Origin of the sequence: Pseudoxanthomonas sp. UC19_8 (assembly GCF_042700505.1) — a bacterium.
GTDB lineage: Bacteria > Pseudomonadota > Gammaproteobacteria > Xanthomonadales > Xanthomonadaceae > Pseudoxanthomonas_A > Pseudoxanthomonas_A winnipegensis.
In genome coordinates, this window is sequence record NZ_CP170559.1 from 3,324,048 (window position 1) to 3,342,292 (window position 18,245).

An 18,245-nucleotide genomic window follows, 5' to 3' on the forward strand; every position below is an offset into this window, starting at 1 on the left:
CGGCGCTGCCAAAGGTGGACTGTGCGCAATCACGACCTGGAGTTCCTCAAGCGCTTTTCGATGGTGATCGGCATCCTGGCGGTGGTCACCGTCGGCCTGATCGTCGGCGCGTTCTTCCTATCCAAGGTCATTCCGGCCGAAGTCTCGCCGGTGGCGGCCAAGCAGACCCAGGCGCGCATCGCGCCGGTCGGCGCGGTCTATGCCGGCGCCACCGGTGCGGCGGCCCAGGCCGCGGCCAAGGCGGCCGCCGAAGCCGCCGCCGCCGCGCAGGGCGCCTACGGCGGCACGCTGGACGGCAAGACCATCTTCGACCAGCTGTGCACCGCCTGCCACACCGCCGGCATCGGCAATGCGCCGATGCTCAACGCCGCCGGCTTCGGCGCGCGCCTGGCCAAGGGCAAGGAGACGCTCTACAAGCACGCCATCGAGGGCTTCACCGGCCCGGACGGCGGGGTGATGCCGCCCAAGGGCGGCAACCCGGGGCTGAGCGAGGCGCAGATCCACGCCACCGTGGATTGGATGCTCGAACAATCGAAGTAATCGCGCAGGCACAATGCCTGGCCGAGAACGCCGCCTTCGGGCGGCGTTTTTGCGTTCACCGCCGTCCTCGCTCGCGTCTTACGGAAATCCCGCATGCCTTCGATCCGTCCGCTGCTGCTGTCCTCCGCCTTGGCGCTGTGCTGCACCTTGCCGGCCTACGCGAAAGACACGCCGCTGCCGATCGGTCAGGTCCAGGGCAGCCAGGCGCGCAGTGCGCTGGTGGGCCAGACCGTGACGGTCACCGGCACGGTGACCGCGGACCTGCGTGCAGGGCTGCAGGGCTTCTTCGTGCAGGACGCCGGCGACGGCGATGCGGCGACCTCCGATGCGCTGTGGGTCGTGGCCGGCGCCGGCGGGGCGCTTCCGGACATTCACACCGGTCAGCGCTGGCAGCTCACCGGCACCGTGGCCGAGACCGTCGATGGCCCGCACACCCTGACCACGCTGCAGCTCGCCGACGCCAAGGCCCTCGGCGCGGCGATCGCCACGCCCGCGCCCGTTGTGCTGACCGCCCCGCCCGCCGACTGGGCCGCGCTGGAAGGCATGCGGGTGCGCATCGACGCGCCGCTGACCTTGAACGGCACCGACACCCGCTTCGGCCAGACCATCGCCAGCTTCGGCGGGCCGCTGTGGACGCCGTCCGAACGAGAGGTGCCGGGCACGCCCGGTTATGCCGCGCTCGCGGCGGACAACGCGCATCGCCGGCTGCTGCTGGACGATGGCAGCGATGCCCGCGATCCGGCGGTCCTGCCCTACCTGCCCGGCGGCGCGGTGCGCAGCGGCTCGAGCGCGACCGGCGCGAGCGGGGTGGTCGACTTCCGCCACGGCGCCTGGCGCCTGCAGGCGCTGACGCCGCTGCAGGTGCAGGCGGCCGCGCGCCCGGCGGCGCCGGACGTGCCGGGCAGCGTGAGGATCGCGGTGTTCAACCTGGAGAACCTGTTCAACGGCGACGGCGCCGGCGGCGGCTTCCCGACCAAGCGCGGCGCCAAAACCGAGGCCGAATACCGCGCCCAGGTCGCTAGGCTGGTGGCCACGCTGACGCCGCTGCGCGCCGACATCGCCGCGCTGATGGAACTGGAGAACGACGGCTACGGGCCGCAGTCCTCGCTGGCGCAGTTCGTCGAGGCGCTCAACGCCGGCGGCGGCGACTGGCGCTACATCGATGCCGGCAGCGGCCCGGGCGACAACCCGATCCCGGGTCGGCCTGATCTACCGCGCCTCGCGGGTCACGCCGGTGGGCAGGCCGGTCATCCTGGAAGGCGGCCCGTTCGTCGAACACAGCCGCGTGCCGCTGGCGCAGGCCTTCCGCCGCGGCGACGGCGCGCTGTTCGTGGTCGCGGCCAACCACTTCAAATCCAAGGGCTGCAATGAGGCCAGCGGCGGCGACGCCGATGCGCACGACGGCGCCGGCTGCTGGAATGCGACGCGCACCGAGTCGGCCAGGCGTGTGGACGCCTGGCTCAAGTCGGACCCCACCGGCACCGGCGCGACCCGCGCATTGATCGTGGGCGATCTGAATGCCTATGCGCAGGAGCAGCCGCTGCGCACGCTGCGCCAGGCCGGCTGGGCCGACGCCTTCACCGCGGCCCACGTGGCGTCGCCCTACAGCTATGTCTACGACGGCCAGCGCGGGCGGCTGGACCACGCCCTGCTCTCGCCGGCGCTGGCGCCGCTGCTGCGCGGCGCGGCCGAATGGCACGTCAACGCTGACGAGCCCGAGCCGCGCGGCGACGCGCGGGACGCCACGCCGGGCCCGTGGCGCAGCTCGGACCATGACCCGATGCTGCTGGGGTTCGATCTCTAGCGGGTGAGCGCGCGGCCGACGAGGCCGCGCAGGCTCAGTGGCAGGCCTCGCACGGCGGCGCGTGCGGGCGGCGGCGCCAGTTCCAGACATGGGCGCTGGCCAGCAGCAGGCTGCCGGCCACGGTCACGGGCGTCTCGACCTCGTGCGAGGGCCAGCCGACCGCGCCGGCGAGCAGCCCGGCCAGGCCCAGCGCGGCCAACGCGGCCAGCGGCCAGGGCAGCGGCCGGGCCCGGTGCGCGCGCCACAGCGCGAAGCCGGCCAGCGGCGCGGCGATGGCGACGAACACGATGTGGACCCATTCGGCGTGCGCCCAGGCGCCGAACACCGGCAGCAGCGCCGCCAGCACGGGCAGCAGCAGGCAGTGGGCCAGGCACAGCATCGACAGGCCGATGGCCGAGGCATCGGCGGCCTGGGTTGAGGACAGTTTCATGGCGACTTCTCCATTTGTTACTTAGTAACAATACAGGAGGTGTCAAGCCCCGATGTCAACACGGGCGGCGGCCGACCAAAACCAAGGCGGGCGATGTCATAGGGCTCGGCTGTCCCCGAGCGGTCGCCAGCTGCTTGGCCGATCCACCCCGCCGCGACGCGCTGGTCGTCAGGGCGTGGCGCCGGGCTGGTGGACTTCCGCGATATAGCCTCCGGGGAAACGCAGCATCGCCGCGCGCCGGCCGCCGACCGCATACGGCCCCACCAGCACCTCGGCGCCGGCTTCGCGGGCCCGGCCCAGGGTGGCGGCCAGATCCTGCACCTCGTAGCCGGTCAGCTCCCGGCCATAGGGCCACGGCAGATGGCCATCGGAGACCAGCAGCAGCACCTTGCCGTAGCCGGACTGCAGCAGCACCCGGCGCACGGTGGCGTCGGGACGGCCGATCTCCATCCCGCTGGCCGCGGCCTCATCGGACACGACCCGCCCGTGCGAGAACGCAAGCCATTGCCTGATGAACGCATCGGCCGCATCGGCGGTGAGATAGATGCGGTTCTCCGGCACGCTGGTCAGCGCGGCATAGGACGACGGCGCGGTGTGCCAGTAGAACTGCATGTTGACCCCGCCGGCCCATTGCAGCACCACGTCGCGCCCGATCGGATCGGGGAAGGTGTCCACCAGGCGCGTGGCGCCGAGCGAGATGGCGGCGGCGGTGGCCGCGTCGATGTCGGTGACCAGGTAGCCGGTGCGTTCGACGCCGAAGGGATAAGGAATCGGCGTCTTGAAGCCGAACACCGAGAGCGTGCCGACGGGCGAGCGCACCAGCTGCGAGAGCGTCTGGCTCGGCGTCGGCGTGACCTGGACGACGGCCTGCTTGCCGACCGTCCCGCCGAAGGTCGCCACGAAGCTGCGCACGAAGCGATCGAAGTCCTCCGCCTGCACATAGACGTGGGTGGAGTCGTACTGCGGGCCGACGGCATAGGAGGCGTCGGCTGCAGGCGTGCCGGCTCGCGCTGGCGGCGCCCACGACGTGGCCATGGCGATCAGGGCGACGGCCAGCAGCGGTAGGCGAGGCTTCATGGGCGTGCTCCAGCGAGAGAAACATCGGCGCATCGGCCGCGACGCGAAGTGGACTCAACGCCGTGCGGAACGGACGCAATCGTCAACCGATGCCAAAGCTGGACGGTGACGCTGCGTCACGCATCCTCGAACGCCGCCGCAGGGGCGTCTACCCACGATCGGTGTGGTGGCTCTTCCCTCTTTCGGGGGAGGGCGATCGTCGAAGAGGCGCCGCCAGCGCCGCGACGATCAACCCATGCCGCGACTGATCAGCACGATGGAGGCCAGCGCCAGCGGGATGGCGAGCAGGTTCAGCCGGCCCAGGCGCTCACCGAACACGCCCACGCCCACGGCCGTGCCGAGCAGCACCACGCCGATGTTCATCGCCGCGAACACCGTGGCCGGCGCCTGCGGCAGCGCGCGGTGCGCGGCCAGGTAGAAGCCGATGTTGGCGAAGTTGAGCGCGCCCAGCGCCAGCCCGCCGACGAAGCTGCGCCACTGCAGCCGCACGCCGCGCGCATGCCGCCACAGCTGCCAGCCCAGCATCGGCACGAAGGCCACGGCGAAGGTCGCCAGCAGCGAGGCCGACAGCGGCGCGCCATCGGCGGCGATGCGCTTGAACAGCACATCGGTGGTCGCCCAGCCCACCAGCACCACCAGCGGCAGGCGCCACTCGGTGGACTGCGGCGTCGGCCCGCCGCGCGGGCGCGCCAGCAGGCAGGGGATGGCCACCAGCCCCAGCGCCAGGCCGAGCAGCTGCGCCGCGCCGGCACGCTGGCCGAACAGGGTGAAGGCGGCGATCAGCGACAGCAGCAGCGACAGGCGCTGGGCGATGTCGGTGCGCACCACGCCGGCGCGACGCACCGAGGCGGCCAGCACCAGGAACAGCCCGGGCAGCAGCAGGCCCAGCGGCAGCCACCAGCGCCATGGCGCGTGTTCGCCGGCCAGTGCCTGCAGCGGCGGATGCAGCAGGCCCAGCGCCAGCAGCACGCCGGCCAGGTAGTTCCAGGTCACCGCCTGCGGCACATCCAGCCGCCAGCGCGGCGCAAGGCGGAACAGGACCGACACCGCCACGCTGCACAGCACCGCCAGGGCAAGCCACCACATCGATCACCGCCGAGCGCGTGTTTCAGGGCCGCGCATTATCGCAGCGCGCGCTGGCTCGGGCGGCGGGATTGTGTGCGACGAAAAGAAAGCGGTCGGAAGCCCGCGCAAGGCGCAGCGCCTCAGCTCCACGCGCCTGGCGCTTCGTCAGGCGTCGCCCGCTTCCGTGTTTCTACTGCGGCGGGGCAGCCAGCTCCCGCGCGTCGAGGAAGCCATCGTGATTGCGGTCCTGCCGGGCGAAGCGCGCTCGCAGCTGCTGCACCAGCGCCGCGCGCGTGACCGGCTTGCCGCGGCTGCCGGGCAGCTCGGCGCCCTCGAGCACGCCGTCGTGGTTGGCGTCCCGTTCGTCGAAGGCGTAGGTCATCCAGGACACGTACTCCTCGACGCTGATCCGGCCGTCGTGGTCGCTGTCCATGCGCGCCAGGTAGTCGGCGGTGCCGGCCGGCTGCTGCGCGGACGCGCCGGGGACGAAGGCCAGCGCCAGCGCGGCGGCCAGGGGGGCGTGCATCACGCGGCGTCGGGTCATGGCGGCAGTGTCGCAGCTATGGCGCGGTTGGGACGCCGCGTGCGCGAGATGGGAGCGCCGGGAAAGCCACTGGATCCCCGCCTTCGCGGGGATGACGAGCAAAAACAGAGCCCTGATCCCTGGCCCCTGGCCTCCGGCCCCTGCTCCCGATCAGTGATGCGCCAGCGCGTAACCCTTCAGCCGCTGCGAATAGGCCTGCAGCGAGGCGATGCCGCTTTCCTCGGCCTCCTTGCACCAGGCCTGCAGCTGGCGCAGGCGTTCGGCCGCGTCGTGCGAGCGGGCCTCCAGCAGGGTGGCCAGGCGCTTGCGGTGCTCGACCAGGGCGGCCATGCGCGGACGCTGGGCGATCCAGTGCTGCAGCGCGTCGCGCGCCTCGGGCTTGAGCCAGCGCCCGTCGTCGACCAGGCCGCGGCGCAGGCGGCGCGGCAGCAGCTGGCGCAGCTTCTGCCCGGCGATGGAGGCCTCCTCGGCCAGCACCGGGCGGAACACGTTGCGCTGGTAGTCGGTCATGGCCTGGAAGCGGTGCGAGAGCAGCGCCTTGAGCGTGTCGGCGTCTGGCACGGCGATGTTGGGGCGGATGTCCAGGCGCGGCGCCACGCGCAGCACCTTGGCCAGGCGCAGCGCCTCCAGGCCCTTGATCGCGGCCCAGCCGATGTCGAACTCGAAGCGGCGCATGGCGAAGCGCGCCGAGCTGGGGAAGGCGTGATGGTTGTTGTGCAGCTCCTCGCCGCCGATCCAGAACGCCCACGGCGTCAGGTTGGTCGAGGTGTCGGCCGATTCGAAATTGCGATAGCCCCACCAGTGGCCCAGGCCGTTGACCACGCCGGCGGCCCAGAACGGGATCCACGCCATCTGGATCGCCCACATCGCCACGCCCGGCAGGCCGAACAGCACCACGTAGGCCACGGCCAGCACGATCGGGCCCCAGTTGGCGCGCGGGGTGTAGAGGTGGCGCTCGAGCCAGTCCTCCGGCGCGCCGCGGCCGTACTGCTCGATGTCGCCACGGTTCCAGCGCGCCTCGCGGTACAGCTCCACGCCTTCCCAGAACACCTTGCCGATGCCGCGCGTCTGCGGGCTGTGCGGGTCTTCCTCGGTCTCGACCTTGGCGTGGTGCTTGCGATGGATCGCCACCCACTCCTTGGTGATCATCGAGGTGGTGAGCCAGGTCCAGAACCGGAAGAAATGGTTCAGCACGGGATGGAAATCCACGCCGCGGTGGGCCTGGCTGCGGTGCAGGTACAGGGTGACCGAGAAGATGGTCAGCTGGGTGCACACCAGCAGCACCAGGGCCAGCTCCCACCAGGTGAACTGGGTCAGGCCGCCGGTCAGGAAGTCGATCAGGGACGGATGCATGGGTTCCCCCTCCAGGGAGTCCAAAGCGCAGGCAACACGCCCACCGCTGGCGTCCATAATGCAGGCTGCCCCCGCAAACTTCACCCGTCGCCCGCGTATGGCGTTCAGCCCCGCCGGCGCAGCGCCCGCCTTATGTCAGCATCGTCAGATTCAACGCCCTTTTCCGAGCCCTTGATCGAACTGGACCGCGCCACCGTGGTGCGCGGCGGCACGCCCGTGCTGGAGGCGCTGGACCTGCGCATCCAGCTCGGCCAGCACGTCGCGCTGCTGGGCCCCAACGGCTGCGGCAAGTCGACCTTCATCAAGCTGATCAACCGCGAGCTGTATCCGCTGGCGCGCGAGGGCGAGGCGCCGGTGCGCCTGTTCGGCCAGAGCCGCTGGAACGTGGCCCAGCTGCGCACGCGCCTGGGCGTGGTCACCTCCGATGCCACCGCGCTGCTGCAGGAGATGCCGCAGCTGGGCGTGGACGATGCGGTGGTGACCGGGTTCTTCTCCAGCTTCGTGCTGCCGATCGACCAGGACGTCACCGCGCAGATGCGCGCCCGGGCGGTCGAGGCGCTGGAGCGGGTCGGCGCCCAGGCGCTGTCCGGCCGGCCGGTGGCCGAGCTGTCCACCGGCCAGATGCGCCGGGTGCTGATCGCCCGGGCGCTGGTCCATCGGCCGCAGGCGCTGCTGCTGGACGAGCCCACCGCCGGCCTGGACGTGGTGGCCCAGCAGCAGTTCTGCGCGCTGATGGGCGAGCTGGCCCGGCAGGGCGTGACCCTGGTGCTGGTGACCCACCACCTGGAGGAGATCGTGCCGGAGATCGACCGCGTGGTGCTGATGCGCGAGGGCCGGATCCTGGCCGACGGCCCGCGCGCGCAGGTGCTGACCGCGCAGCGGCTGTCGCAGGCCTACGGCGCGCCGGTGCGCGTGCAGCGCGACGGCGCCGTGTACCGGGCCATCGCCGGCTGAGCGGCAGGCTTGCCGCGGGCCGGTTGCAGACCCATCTTGCCTAGTCCGCCCCGCCCCTCGCGCGCCCTGCCATGCCCGAACTGCCCGAAGTCGAAACCACGCGCCGCGGACTGGCCCCGCACCTGGAGGGCGCGGTGGTGCACGCGGTGCTGCAGCGGCGCGACGACCTGCGCTGGCCGATCCCGCCGCAGGTCCGCGCCCAGCTGCCCGGCGCGCGCATCGACGCGGTGCGCCGCCGCGCCAAGTACCTGCTGCTGGACACCCAGGCCGGCAGCGCGCTGCTGCACTTAGGCATGAGCGGCAGCCTGCGCGTGCTGCCGGCGGCCACGCCGGTGAAGGCGCACGACCACGTCGACCTGGCCCTGGACGGGGGCCGGGTGCTGCGCTTCAACGACCCGCGCCGCTTCGGCAGCCTGCTGTGGCAGGAACCGGGCAGCGTGCATCCGCTGCTGCAGGGACTGGGGCCCGAGCCGCTGTCGGAGGACTTCGACGGCGACTACCTGTTCGCGCGCAGCCGCGGCCGCAGCGCCTCGGTGAAGACCTTCCTGATGGACCAGCGCATCGTGGTCGGGGTGGGCAACATCTATGCGGCCGAGAGCCTGTTCAGCGCCGGCGTCCACCCGCTGCGCGCGGCCGGCAAGGTCTCGCGCGAGCGCTACGAGGCCCTGGCCGCGGCGATCAAGGCCATCCTGGCCTATGCCATCACCCGCGGCGGCACCACGCTGCGCGACTTCATCAGCCCCGACGGCGCGCCGGGCTACTTCGAGCAGGAGCTGTGGGTCTACGGGCGCCAGGGCCAGCCCTGCAAGCGCTGCGGCACCGCGCTGAAGGTCGAACAGATCGGCCAGCGCACCACGGTGTGGTGCCCGCGCTGCCAGCGGTAGCGGAAAAGTAACGAAAATTCTGTGCTGGTGATTCCGGTTCCACCGGCTATAGTCGGACCTCGTGGGGATCGACTCAGGATGTCGACGCATGGAAGTCGGTACCGATATCACCTTGCTGCTGGACTCGGCGCGCGGCGGCGACCGCGCCGCGCTGGACCGCGTGCTGGCCACGCTCTACCAGGAGCTGCACGGCATGGCGCGGCGCCAGCTGGCCGGCCAGCAGGGCCACACCCTGGACGCGACCGCGCTGGTGCACGAGTCCTATCTGAAGCTGCTCGGCGCCCAGGGCGCGGCGCATTTCGACGACCGCGCGCACTTCTTCGCCTACGCCGCTTCGGCGATGCGCTCGGTGGTGGTGGACTACGCCCGTAGCCGGCTGGCGCGCAAGCGCGGCGGCGACCTCAAGCGCGTGGCCGAGATCCCGGAGGACGTGGAGAGCAACCTGCTGCGCCTGGACGAGACCACCCTGGCGCTCAACACCGCGCTGGACCGGCTGGCCGATGCCGATCCGCGCCTGGCCAAGGTGGTGGAGATGCGCTACTTCGGCGGCCTGTCCGAGCTGGAGATCGCCGAGCTGATGCAGCGCTCGGAGCGCAGCGTGCGCCGCGACTGGCAGAAGGCGCGGCTGTTCCTGCTGGCGGCGATGCAGGACGAGTAGCGCGCGAGCCCAAGACCCATGGATCCCGCGCGCTGGCAGCGCCTGTCGCCCCTGTTGGACCTGCTGCTGGACATGAGTCCGGCCCAGCGCGCGCAGGAGCTGTCCCGTCAGCGGCAGCAGGACACGGCACTGGCCGACGAGCTGGCCGCGCTGCTGGCGCTAGAAGAGGACGCCGACGACAACTTCCCGCCGCCGCTGCACGAGCCGCAGCCCACCCTGCGCCCCGGCACGCGCATCGGCCCCTACGTGCTCGAACACGTGCTGGGCGAAGGCGGCATGGGCATGGTCTGGCGCGCCAAGCGCGCCGAGGGCGGCTACCAGCGGCGGGTGGCGCTGAAGCTGCTGCGCCCGGGCTTCGCCGACCACCGCCTGCGCCTGCGCTTCTCGCGCGAACGCGACATCCTGGCGCGGCTGGAGCATCCGCACATCGGCCGCCTGCTGGATGCCGGCGTCGGCGACCAGGGCCAGCCCTACCTGGCGCTGGAATACGTCGAAGGCCTGCCCATCACCGACTACTGCCGCCAGCACGGGCTGGCGCTGGAGGCGCGGCTGGCGCTGTTCCGCCAGGTCTGCCAGGCGGTGAGCCACGCGCACGCCAACCTGATCGTGCACCGCGACTTGAAGCCCTCCAACATCATGGTCACCGTGCACGGCCAGACCCGGCTGCTGGACTTCGGCATCGCCAAGCTGCTCGACACGCCCGATGGTGCGGTGGCCAGGACCGAGCTGCGCGCCTTCACCCTGCACTACGCCGCGCCCGAACAGGTCCGCGGCGAGCCGGTCACCACCCGCACCGACGTCTACGCGCTGGGCGTGGTGCTGTACGAGATGCTGACCGGCCACAAGCCGTATCGGCTGCGCGGCGAGAACCCGCTGCAGTGGGAGCAGGCCATCATCGCGGTGGACCCGCAGCGCCCCTCGCAGATGGTGCTGAGCGCCAGCGAGACCGGCGAGGTCGGCCTGGACGCGCACCGCCAGGCGCGGCGCCTGCGCGGCGACCTGGACCGTATCGTGCTCAAGGCGCTGGCCAAGCGCCCGGAGGATCGCTACCCCTCGGTCGAGGCCCTGTCGGCCGATCTGGGCCGGCACATGGAAGGCCTGCCGGTGCAGGCGCAGCGGCAGAGCCTGGCCTACCGCCTGGGCAAGTACGCCACCCGCCAGCGCTGGTGGCTGCTAGCCGCCTCGCTGACGATCTTCGTGCTGGTCGGCGCGGCGGCGGTCAGCCTGCGCCAGGCGCGCGAGGCCATGCGCGAGGCGCAGCGCGCGCAGGCGATGCAGAACTTCGTGATCGGCCTGTTCGACAACACAGGCGCGGCCCCGCGCGGCGATGCGCTGGACACGCGCAAGCTGCTGGAGGACGGCGTGGCGCGCGGCGAGCGCGAGCTGGCCGGCCAGCCGCTGGCGCATGCCGAGCTGCTGGCCGTGGTCGGCCGCCTGCGCCTGGGCCTGGGCGACTACGAACAGGCCCTGACCCTGCTCAAGCGCGGCCAGGCGCTGCTGGACGCCACGCCCGACCCGCCCGCGCAACTGCGCCTGCAGCTGGCCACCCAGCGCGGCCGTGCCCTGGTCCAGTTGGACCGCGGCGCTGAATGCGTGGCCGTGCTGGGTCCGCTGGAACCGCTGGCCCAGTCGCGCCGGGGCGCCGAACAGGGCGTCGCCAACGAGTTCCTGTCCCAGTACGCGCGCTGCCTGCGCCAGATCGGCAGGCGCGATGAGGCCCGGGCGCTGTTCGAGCAGGTGCTGGCGCGCCAGCAGTTGGCCGGGCTGCCGACCAACCAGGCCCAGAGCCTGCTCGACCTGGCGCAGACGGCGACCGACCGCGGCGACGAGCCGGCGGCCTTCGAGCTGTACCGCCAGGCGCTGGCCCAGCTGCACGGCCAGAACGACACGGCGCTGGAGATCGACGTGCTGCGCGGCTTCGGCGCGGCCCAGCGCCTGCGCGGCGAGACCGACGCGGCGCAGGCCAGCTTCAACCGCGCGCTGACCCTGGCCGAGGCGTTCTACAGCCCGCAGCACCCGACCGTGGGCAACCTGCGCGCCTATCTGATGGCGCTGGACGTGGATCGCGGACGCTACGCCCAGGCCGAGCGTCAGGCGCGCACCCTGCTGGCCAACGTGCAGCGGCGGCTGGGCCCACAACATCGCAACACCGGCCTGGCCTGAACAGCCTGGGCATCATCGCCATGGAGCGCGGCGACAGCGCCCAGGCGCTGACCAACATCGAACAGGCCGTCGCCATCTGGCGCGCGCCGGGCAACGAGGGGCTGCTGCACGGCGGCCTGTTCAACATCGGCCTGGCGCAGCTGGCCGCCGGCCACCCCGAGCAGGCGCTGGGCGCGTTCCAAGAGTGTCGCCAGCTGCGCGTCGAGCGCTATGGCGCGCAGTCCGAGATCGTCGGCGAGGCCGACCGCATGATCGGCCAGGCGCTGGCCGACGCCGGCGCGCCGGACCAGGCCGCGCCGTGGTTCGACAGCGCCGTGCGGCTGAGCGCGGCCAAGACCGCGATGCCGCTGCGCCAGCGCAGCGCCGTGCTGGCCCAGGCCCGCAACCGGGCGCGGCTCGGCCAGACCGCGCCGGCGCAGGCAGCGCTGGCCACCGTGGCGCAGCTGCCCGTCGACACCAGCGAGACCCAGCGCCTGGTCTGGCGCGCCCGCGCCTACCTGGCCGAATCGCGCTGCGACGGCGCCGCGCCGCCCTCGGCGGCCGACCTGAAGGCCCTGCAGGACGAACTGCACCAGGCCCAGCCCGAAGGCGGCACGCTGGTCCGCGAGATCGACGACATCGCCCGGGCCTGCAATGCGCGCCTGCTGGCGGGCAACCGCTAGGGTTTGTGCCGGCGGCTTACTCGGGCAGCGGCAGCGGCACCTGCAACGGCTGCATGGACGACTCGCCGCGGGTGATCCGCTTGTACTCGGCGCGGCTGACCGAGACGTAGGACTCGTTGCCGCCGATCTCCACCTGCGGCCCGTCCTGGACCACGCGCCCCTGATCGTCCACGCGCACGGTCATGGTGGCCTTGGCGCCGGTGTGGCAGATGGTCTTGATCTCGCTGAGCTCGTCGGCCCAGGCCAGCAGCGCCTGGCTGCCTTCGAACAGCTCGCCGCGGAAATCGGTGCGCAGGCCGTAGCACAGCACCGGGATGCGGCGCTGGTCGACCACCTCGCTCAGCTGCCACACCTGCGCGCGGCTGAGGAACTGCGCCTCGTCCACCAGCACGCAGTGCAGCGCGCCGTGCGCGGCGATATCGGCATCGACCACGGCCAGCAGGTCGTCCTCGGCCGTGAACGCTCTGCCCTCCGCGCGCAGGCCGATGCGCGAGGCCACCACGCCCGTGCCGGCGCGATCGTCCAGCCGCGGCGTCAGGATCAGCACCCGCATCCCGCGCTCGCGGTAGTTGTGCGCCGACTGCAGCAGCGTGGTGGTCTTGCCGGCGTTCATTGCCGAGTAATAGAAATAGAGCTTGGCCATGAGGCGAGGAACGAGGAGGAAGGGCCGAGAAACGCGCGACAGCGGTCGCGCCTCAAGGGATGAGAGAATACCCGCAGCGGGAACGCTCCTGCCCTTCCTCGTTTCTCGTAGCGCTTTGGACCCATGGATTTCCTCAACCCCCCGCAGCGCGCCGCGGTGCTGCACGTCCATGGCCCGCTGCTGGTGCTGGCCGGCGCGGGCAGCGGCAAGACGCGCGTGATCATCGAGAAGATCGCGCACCTGATCGCATCAAAGCGCATGCCGGCCAAGCGCATCGCGGCGATCACCTTCACCAACAAGTCGGCCAAGGAAATGCGCGAGCGCCTGGCCAAGCGGGTCAAGGGCGACGCGGCCGAAGGCCTGACCATCTGTACCTTCCATGCGTTGGGGCTGAAGTTCCTGCAGATCGAGCACGCCGCGGCCGGGCTGAAGCGCAACTTCTCCATCTTCGACGCCGACGATTCGGCCGCGCAGATCAAGGACCTGATGCCGGGCGCCAAGCCGGATGCGATCGAGCTGATGAAGTCGCTGGTCTCGCGCGCCAAGAACATGGGCCTCTCGCCCGAGGCCGCAGCCGAGCTGGCCAAGAGCCCGCGCGAGGTCGAGGCCGCCGCCCTGTACGCGCGCTACCAGGCGCGGCTGGCGAGCTTCAACGCGGTGGATTTTGACGACCTGATCCGGCTGCCGGTGCAGATCCTGGAGGGCAATGCCGAAATCACCGCCGGCTGGCGCGAGCGTATCGGCTACCTGCTGGTGGACGAGTGCCAGGACACCAACGACGCGCAGTACCGCCTGCTCAAGGCCCTGGCCGGGCCGCGCGGCGACTTCACCTGCGTGGGCGACGACGACCAGAGCATCTACGCCTGGCGCGGCGCCAACCCGGAAAACCTGCTGCAGATGGGCCGCGACTATCCGCAGCTGGAGATCATCAAGCTGGAGCAGAACTACCGCTGCTCCAACCGCGTGCTGCGCGCGGCCAATGCGCTGATCGCGCACAACCCGCACGAGCACCTCAAGCAGCTGTGGTCCGACCAGGCCGATGGCGAGCGCATCCGCGTGTGGGAATGCCGCGACAACGACCACGAGGCGGAGAAGGTCGCCGCGGAGATCGCCTTTCTGCAGGCGGCCAAGCAGGTGCCGTGGAACGAGTTCTGCATCCTGTTCCGCGGCAACTTCCAGTCGCGCGTGATCGAGAAGGCGCTGCAGCTGCTGCGCATCCCCTACCACCTCACCGGCGGCACCGCGTTCCTGGACCGGCAGGAGGTGAAGGACGCGCTGAGCTGGCTGCGGCTGGTGGCCAATCCCGACGACGATGCGGCCTTCCTGCGCGCGGTGCAGAACCCCAAGCGCGAGGTCGGCGCGACCTCGCTGGCGCGCCTGGCCGAGATGGCCCAGCAGCGCCACCTGCCGATGGCGCGCGTGGCCGAGATCACCGGCGCGCTGCAGGCGCTGCCGCCGCGCGCGGCCAACGGCCTGGCCAGCTTCAACGACGCGCTGCGCAGCCTGCGCGAGCAGGCGCCGCGCACCTCGGCGGCCGATCTGGTGCGGCTGCTGGCCGAACGTTCTGGCCTGCTGGCCGACCTGCGCGTGCAGTCCAAGGACGAGGCCTCGTTCCAGCGGCGCAAGGCCAACCTGGACGAGCTGGCCGACTGGTTCGGCGGCGGCCCGCGCGGCGCCAGCGCGGGCGACCTGGCCGCGCAGCTGGCGCTGCTGTCGCGCAACGACAAGGACGACGGCGGCAACCAGGTGCGGATGATGACCCTGCACGCTGCCAAGGGACTGGAGTTCCGCTATGTGTTCATCGTCGGCTGCGAGGACGGCGTACTGCCGCACGAGACCGCGCTGGAGGAAGGCTCGCTGGAGGAGGAGCGCCGGCTGATGTACGTGGGCATCACCCGCGCCAAGGAAGGCCTGTACCTGAGCCACAGCCGCACCACGCGCAAGTTCCGCGAGCTGATGCGCCTGCAACCCAGCCGCTTCCTCGACGAACTGCCCGCGGCCGAACTGCAGCGCGACGGTGCCGATCCGGTGGCCGACGCGGCGCACAAGCAGGAACGCGCCAAGGCGGGACTGGCTGCGATCCAGGCGTTGTTTGATGATTAGTGGGATGGGGTTGGGAGTGGCGTTGAGGTGTTGAGAAGCGCTAAGACTCGGCGCTGACAGCACAAACCATTTCGCTACTGCGAAGGTGGAAACCCGGTGTCTTCAACGTCCCCGTGGACTCACCGCTTTCGCGGGAACGCCGACGCAGTCGTTGCTGACGCTCAATCGGGAAAGCCCCTAACCCCTTCCCAACCCTCCCCTGCGCTACGCGCAAGGGAGGGGGCGCATCGCTGGGGGCCTCTTCCAATTGAGAAAGGCCCGGCCCCCGCCTTAGTCGTTGGCCGCGACCTCGAGCTCCGCTGCGCTGCGCGCAATGGAGGGACGCTGAGCTGTGAGTGCCCAGCAGCTACAGCGAGAATACGGCGATGGCCAGCGGCAGCGTCCAGCCGCGAAGCCTGCTACTAACCTCCGTCCTGTTTGGCCTGCCGGCGCTTTGCCCCCTCCCTTTCGCCGAAGGCGAAGGGGAGGGCCGGGGTGGGGTGCTTTTGCTTTTCGCTTTCCAGGCTTTCGAACGACGACACCGGTGCTGTCGGCGGCTTCAAGGCTCGGCCTGCACGGGCGTCGGCGCGGCAGACGACACCGCGGCCGCACCCGACACAGCAGCAGGTGCAGACCTGGCGCGCGCGGCTTCGGCCGAGCCGGCCTGCACTTCGGCCAGCACCTGCTGGATCAACGCGGCCGTAGCCGCAGCCGCCGCCGCGTTGATAGCTGCCCTGGACGGTTTGGGGGGTGCCATCGGCGCGGCAGTTGCGCCACCCGCACGGGCCTCCATCGGCGAGGCGGCCGAGGCAATCGGTACGGCGACAGGCAGCGGGGGCGCAGGCTTCGGCACTGCTCCTGCATTGACTGCGGGCGTTGCGGCCACCGGCGCCTTCGCTGCGGATGGCGCGGTTGGCGCAGATAGATCGGGTGCTGACGGTGATGCTGGTGACGGTGACGGTAATGCGGAGGCACGCGCCAACGGGGGTTGTGCAAGCACCGTGGGGACTCTGCTTGGGGCGGATGTCGTTGGGCGTGCCGATGCTGGGACTGGCGCTGGCGCAGCGGCGTGGCGCGGCGTGGCTTGTGCAATGGCCGTCGGCGCCGAGCCCGCGACAGGCGAAGCGGCTGAAACTGGTAGCGACCACGCGGGTGCGGAGAACGAGGCGGCCGGTGCCGGCCTGGAGGCCAGTGCGAGCAACGGTGCCTGGGGTTGGCCGGAGATCGGTCTTGTCGGCGGTGCGCGGACCGGCGCGGGGGCACTCGCCGCACCGGCAGCGGCTGACACGGCCGCTGGCGCAGGCCTGGATGGCGCAGCGGTGGCGATCGCGGTGGTGGGTGGCTTGGTAGCCGCAGGTCTGGGTGTCGAAGTCGAGGTCGAAGCGGGCGTCGACGGGCGCTGCGCTGCGGACTGCGGTGGTGTCGCGCGCGGTCCCTGCGCGCCCGCGACCGCAGAGGCCGGAGCCGCGACAGCGGCGGGCGTCACCACAGGGACGGTCGGCGCGATGAGCGCCGGCGCGGGAGGCCTCGCGGGGATGGCGGGGGTGGCAGGCCTGGCGGACGCAGCGGCCGGGGTTGGCACGACAGGCGCGGCTTCGGCCGACGCCGTCCCAGTCGCAGGCGCGGCCTTGGCCGATGCGGTTCCAGCCCCAGGCGTCGCTTTGGCCAATGCCGCGCCAGCCCCCGGCGCCGCTGGGATGGGCGCTGCTCCAGTCGCGGGCGTCGCCTGGACGGAGGCTGCTCCAATCGCGGGCCTCCCCTGGACGGCAGCTGCTCCGCCCGCAGGCGCTGCTTCGGCGCGTACGGTTCCCGCCACCGGCGCCGCTTCGGTTCGCTCGGCCCCAGCCCCAGCCGCAGCCACCGCCGGGGCCGGGGCCGGCGCCCGCAACCGCGGCGAGGACGGCAACACGCAGTCCAGCGTGCGGCCGTACAGCTCGACCTCGACCCGGCCCTGGTGGACGAACAGGTTGGCGCCGCTGCGCTCGTACTTGAGGCCGGCGTTGGTCGGTCGCAGGAACACCACCGCCTGCTGCTTGCCGAAGCCCAGCACGGCGAAAGGCGGGTCGAAGCGGCTGTAGAACGCCGCGGTCAGCGGCGTGCCGGTGCCCTCGCAGACGAACGCCACGCGCGTGCCGGCCACGGTCTGCGGGTCCTGCAGCGCCAGTTCGACCAGCCGCGTGCGCAGCGCCTCGTCCACGCACGCGCTCGGGTCGGCCGCCTTCAGGCAGGTGTCGCGGTCGGCCTGCCACTGCGTCTGCCGCTTGGCCAGGCTGCCGCGGTCCACGCCGCTGCGCAGGCGGGTGGCCAGATAGGCCTCGTGCACGCGCCGGTCCAGCAGGGCCAGGTCGGGCTGGGCGCAGATCAGCCGCTGCAGCGCGCTCAGCGGCGCGTCCAGCGGCAGGGCCGGCTCGCCCTCGACCGCCGGCCTGGGGCACTGGAACGAGGCCCGCACCGTCACCGGCGGGGCCGGCGTGTCCGGCAGCGCCTCCTCGGCCGCGGCATCGCCCGCCGCGGCGGCCGGCCGAGGGCGGTCGCAGCCGGCCAGCGCCAGCAGCAGCACGACGCCGGCGGTCAGAGGGGTGCGCATTGGATCGATTCCGAGGGCAGCGCGCGGGGCGCGTCCTGGAATGTCACGCCGAAGGCGGCGCGCTCAGGACAGCTGAGGCACCGAAGGCCCGGCGGGCTGCAGCTGGGCCAGGCGCGCCTCGAGGTCGGCCACGCGCGCCTCCAGCTCGGCGATGCGGTGCTCCAGCGCGCTGGGCGCGCCCTCGCCGGCCGCGCCGGTGGCGACGCGCGCGCTGATCGCCGCCACGTCCACCGGCCCGGCCAGCAGGTGCATCCAGCGGTCTTCGCGCTGGCCCGGGCCACGCGGGATCTGCACCACCAGCGCCGGCTCGCGATGGGCCAGGCGCTCGAGGTGATGACGGACGTCCTCGGCATCGGCGAACGAGGCCAGGCGCTCGGCGCGGGCCAGCAGCTCGCCCGCGGTCTGCGGGCCGCGCAGCAGCAGCAGGCCGAGCAGCGCGACCTGCTGGTTGGGCAGGCTGAAGGCCTTGCCGGTGAGGTGCTCGTAGCGCTCGGCGCGCGAGGAGAACTGCTGGCGCGCCAGGCCCAGGGACTCCAGCGCGCGCAGCGCGTGCTGCACGGCGCCGGCCTGCAGGTTCATGACCGGATCGCGCGCGGTCTTCTGGTTGGCGGCCGAGACCGCGGCATTGACCGTCAGCGGGTAGACATCCGGCGTGGTGGCTTCCTTCTCGATCAGGCAGCCCAGCAGGCGGGCCTGGGCGGTGTCGAGCACGGGCAGGTCGGCGGCGTCGGTCACAAGGCACCTGGGAACGGTTCAAGGGGCCGGCAAGGATAGCCGCCGCGCGCGGCCGGCGCCGAAG

15 protein-coding genes and 1 pseudogene are annotated in these 18,245 nt (G+C 72.0%); 8 read left to right on the forward strand and 8 right to left on the reverse strand.

Features of this window, described 5'->3' with window-relative positions; translation table 11 throughout:
* The first annotated feature begins 21 nt into the window (after positions 1–21).
* Together ACFJIT_RS14765 and ACFJIT_RS14770 are read left to right on the forward strand one after the other, a co-directional pair.
* Entirely contained in the window at positions 22–540 is a 519-nt protein-coding gene (locus tag ACFJIT_RS14765; RefSeq protein ID WP_130514913.1) for a cytochrome c5 family protein, read from the forward strand.
* 93 nt (positions 541–633) lie between these two features.
* Positions 634–2,344: pseudogene (locus ACFJIT_RS14770) on the forward strand (ExeM/NucH family extracellular endonuclease).
* A gap of 34 nt (positions 2,345–2,378) precedes the next feature.
* Here ACFJIT_RS14770 and ACFJIT_RS14775 read toward each other — a convergent pair.
* The 5 genes from ACFJIT_RS14775 to ACFJIT_RS14795 all read right to left on the reverse strand — a co-directional run bounded on the left by ACFJIT_RS14775 (position 2,379) and on the right by ACFJIT_RS14795 (position 6,813).
* The gene (locus tag ACFJIT_RS14775; RefSeq protein ID WP_379654061.1) at positions 2,379–2,774 is read right to left on the reverse strand and encodes a MerC domain-containing protein; all 396 of its coding nucleotides are present in this window, start codon (positions 2,772–2,774) and stop codon (positions 2,379–2,381) included.
* Positions 2,775–2,942: 168 nt separating this feature from the next.
* A complete protein-coding gene (locus tag ACFJIT_RS14780) occupies positions 2,943–3,851 on the reverse strand; it encodes a VOC family protein (RefSeq protein WP_379654062.1) in 909 nt (302 codons plus the stop codon).
* Between the two features lie 228 nt (positions 3,852–4,079).
* Positions 4,080–4,937, reverse strand: a complete 858-nt coding sequence (locus ACFJIT_RS14785; protein WP_337052915.1) for an EamA family transporter — start codon at positions 4,935–4,937, stop codon at positions 4,080–4,082.
* 169 nt (positions 4,938–5,106) lie between these two features.
* Complete coding sequence (locus ACFJIT_RS14790) at positions 5,107–5,460, reverse strand: hypothetical protein (protein WP_379654063.1); 354 nt, start codon at positions 5,458–5,460, stop codon at positions 5,107–5,109.
* Positions 5,461–5,610: 150 nt separating this feature from the next.
* Positions 5,611–6,813 (reverse strand): acyl-CoA desaturase, encoded by a 1,203-nt coding sequence (locus ACFJIT_RS14795; protein ID WP_379654064.1) that lies wholly within the window; start codon positions 6,811–6,813, stop codon positions 5,611–5,613.
* A 132-nt stretch (positions 6,814–6,945) separates the two neighbouring features.
* On the opposite strand from ACFJIT_RS14795, the gene ACFJIT_RS14800 reads away from it, so the two are divergent.
* From ACFJIT_RS14800 to ACFJIT_RS14820, 5 genes are all read left to right on the forward strand, one after another.
* Positions 6,946–7,767, forward strand: a complete 822-nt coding sequence (locus tag ACFJIT_RS14800; RefSeq protein ID WP_379654065.1) for an ABC transporter ATP-binding protein — start codon at positions 6,946–6,948, stop codon at positions 7,765–7,767.
* A 71-nt stretch (positions 7,768–7,838) separates the two neighbouring features.
* Positions 7,839–8,651: a bifunctional DNA-formamidopyrimidine glycosylase/DNA-(apurinic or apyrimidinic site) lyase gene (gene mutM, locus ACFJIT_RS14805; RefSeq protein WP_379654066.1), complete on the forward strand. Its 813-nt coding sequence runs from the start codon at positions 7,839–7,841 to the stop codon at positions 8,649–8,651.
* 88 nt (positions 8,652–8,739) lie between these two features.
* Positions 8,740–9,309 carry an ECF-type sigma factor gene (locus ACFJIT_RS14810; protein WP_130514894.1) on the forward strand — a complete coding sequence of 190 codons (570 nt, stop codon included), beginning with the start codon at positions 8,740–8,742 and terminating at the stop codon, positions 9,307–9,309.
* 18 nt (positions 9,310–9,327) lie between these two features.
* Positions 9,328–11,472, forward strand: coding sequence for a protein kinase (locus ACFJIT_RS14815; protein WP_379654067.1), 2,145 nt, complete (start codon positions 9,328–9,330; stop codon positions 11,470–11,472).
* Positions 11,473–11,492: 20 nt separating this feature from the next.
* Complete coding sequence (locus ACFJIT_RS14820) at positions 11,493–12,134, forward strand: hypothetical protein (protein ID WP_379654068.1); 642 nt, start codon at positions 11,493–11,495, stop codon at positions 12,132–12,134.
* A 16-nt stretch (positions 12,135–12,150) separates the two neighbouring features.
* Here ACFJIT_RS14820 and ACFJIT_RS14825 read toward each other — a convergent pair whose 3' ends face one another.
* Positions 12,151–12,777: a thymidine kinase gene (locus tag ACFJIT_RS14825; RefSeq protein ID WP_379654069.1), complete on the reverse strand. Its 627-nt coding sequence runs from the start codon at positions 12,775–12,777 to the stop codon at positions 12,151–12,153.
* 123 nt (positions 12,778–12,900) lie between these two features.
* Between ACFJIT_RS14825 and ACFJIT_RS14830 the strand changes: the two genes are divergently transcribed.
* A complete protein-coding gene (locus ACFJIT_RS14830) occupies positions 12,901–14,880 on the forward strand; it encodes a UvrD-helicase domain-containing protein (protein ID WP_379654070.1) in 1,980 nt (659 codons plus the stop codon).
* Between the two features lie 538 nt (positions 14,881–15,418).
* Here ACFJIT_RS14830 and ACFJIT_RS14835 read toward each other — a convergent pair.
* Together ACFJIT_RS14835 and ACFJIT_RS14840 are read right to left on the reverse strand one after the other, a co-directional pair.
* Positions 15,419–17,446 carry a hypothetical protein gene (locus tag ACFJIT_RS14835; protein WP_379654071.1) on the reverse strand — a complete coding sequence of 676 codons (2,028 nt, stop codon included), beginning with the start codon at positions 17,444–17,446 and terminating at the stop codon, positions 15,419–15,421.
* A gap of 63 nt (positions 17,447–17,509) precedes the next feature.
* The gene (locus ACFJIT_RS14840; RefSeq protein ID WP_379654072.1) at positions 17,510–18,181 is read right to left on the reverse strand and encodes a YceH family protein; all 672 of its coding nucleotides are present in this window, start codon (positions 18,179–18,181) and stop codon (positions 17,510–17,512) included.
* Positions 18,182–18,245: the final 64 nt, after the last annotated feature.

What these genes read in the sequence shown, in the direction of transcription:
- ACFJIT_RS14825 (WP_379654069.1), bottom strand. Translation starts at nt 12,777, where the DNA reads ATGGCCAAGCTCTATTTCTATTACTCGGCAATGAACGCCGGCAAGACC.
- ACFJIT_RS14830 (WP_379654070.1), top strand. Translation starts at nt 12,901, where the DNA reads ATGGATTTCCTCAACCCCCCGCAGCGCGCCGCGGTGCTGCACGTCCAT.
- ACFJIT_RS14795 (WP_379654064.1), bottom strand. Translation starts at nt 6,813, where the DNA reads ATGCATCCGTCCCTGATCGACTTCCTGACCGGCGGCCTGACCCAGTTC.
- ACFJIT_RS14790 (WP_379654063.1), bottom strand. Translation starts at nt 5,460, where the DNA reads ATGACCCGACGCCGCGTGATGCACGCCCCCCTGGCCGCCGCGCTGGCG.
- ACFJIT_RS14780 (WP_379654062.1), bottom strand. Translation starts at nt 3,851, where the DNA reads ATGAAGCCTCGCCTACCGCTGCTGGCCGTCGCCCTGATCGCCATGGCC.
- ACFJIT_RS14785 (WP_337052915.1), bottom strand. Translation starts at nt 4,937, where the DNA reads ATGTGGTGGCTTGCCCTGGCGGTGCTGTGCAGCGTGGCGGTGTCGGTC.
- ACFJIT_RS14775 (WP_379654061.1), bottom strand. Translation starts at nt 2,774, where the DNA reads ATGAAACTGTCCTCAACCCAGGCCGCCGATGCCTCGGCCATCGGCCTG.
- ACFJIT_RS14835 (WP_379654071.1), bottom strand. Translation starts at nt 17,446, where the DNA reads ATGCGCACCCCTCTGACCGCCGGCGTCGTGCTGCTGCTGGCGCTGGCC.
- ACFJIT_RS14810 (WP_130514894.1), top strand. Translation starts at nt 8,740, where the DNA reads ATGGAAGTCGGTACCGATATCACCTTGCTGCTGGACTCGGCGCGCGGC.
- ACFJIT_RS14800 (WP_379654065.1), top strand. Translation starts at nt 6,946, where the DNA reads ATGTCAGCATCGTCAGATTCAACGCCCTTTTCCGAGCCCTTGATCGAA.
- ACFJIT_RS14820 (WP_379654068.1), top strand. Translation starts at nt 11,493, where the DNA reads ATGGAGCGCGGCGACAGCGCCCAGGCGCTGACCAACATCGAACAGGCC.
- mutM (WP_379654066.1), top strand. Translation starts at nt 7,839, where the DNA reads ATGCCCGAACTGCCCGAAGTCGAAACCACGCGCCGCGGACTGGCCCCG.
- ACFJIT_RS14815 (WP_379654067.1), top strand. Translation starts at nt 9,328, where the DNA reads ATGGATCCCGCGCGCTGGCAGCGCCTGTCGCCCCTGTTGGACCTGCTG.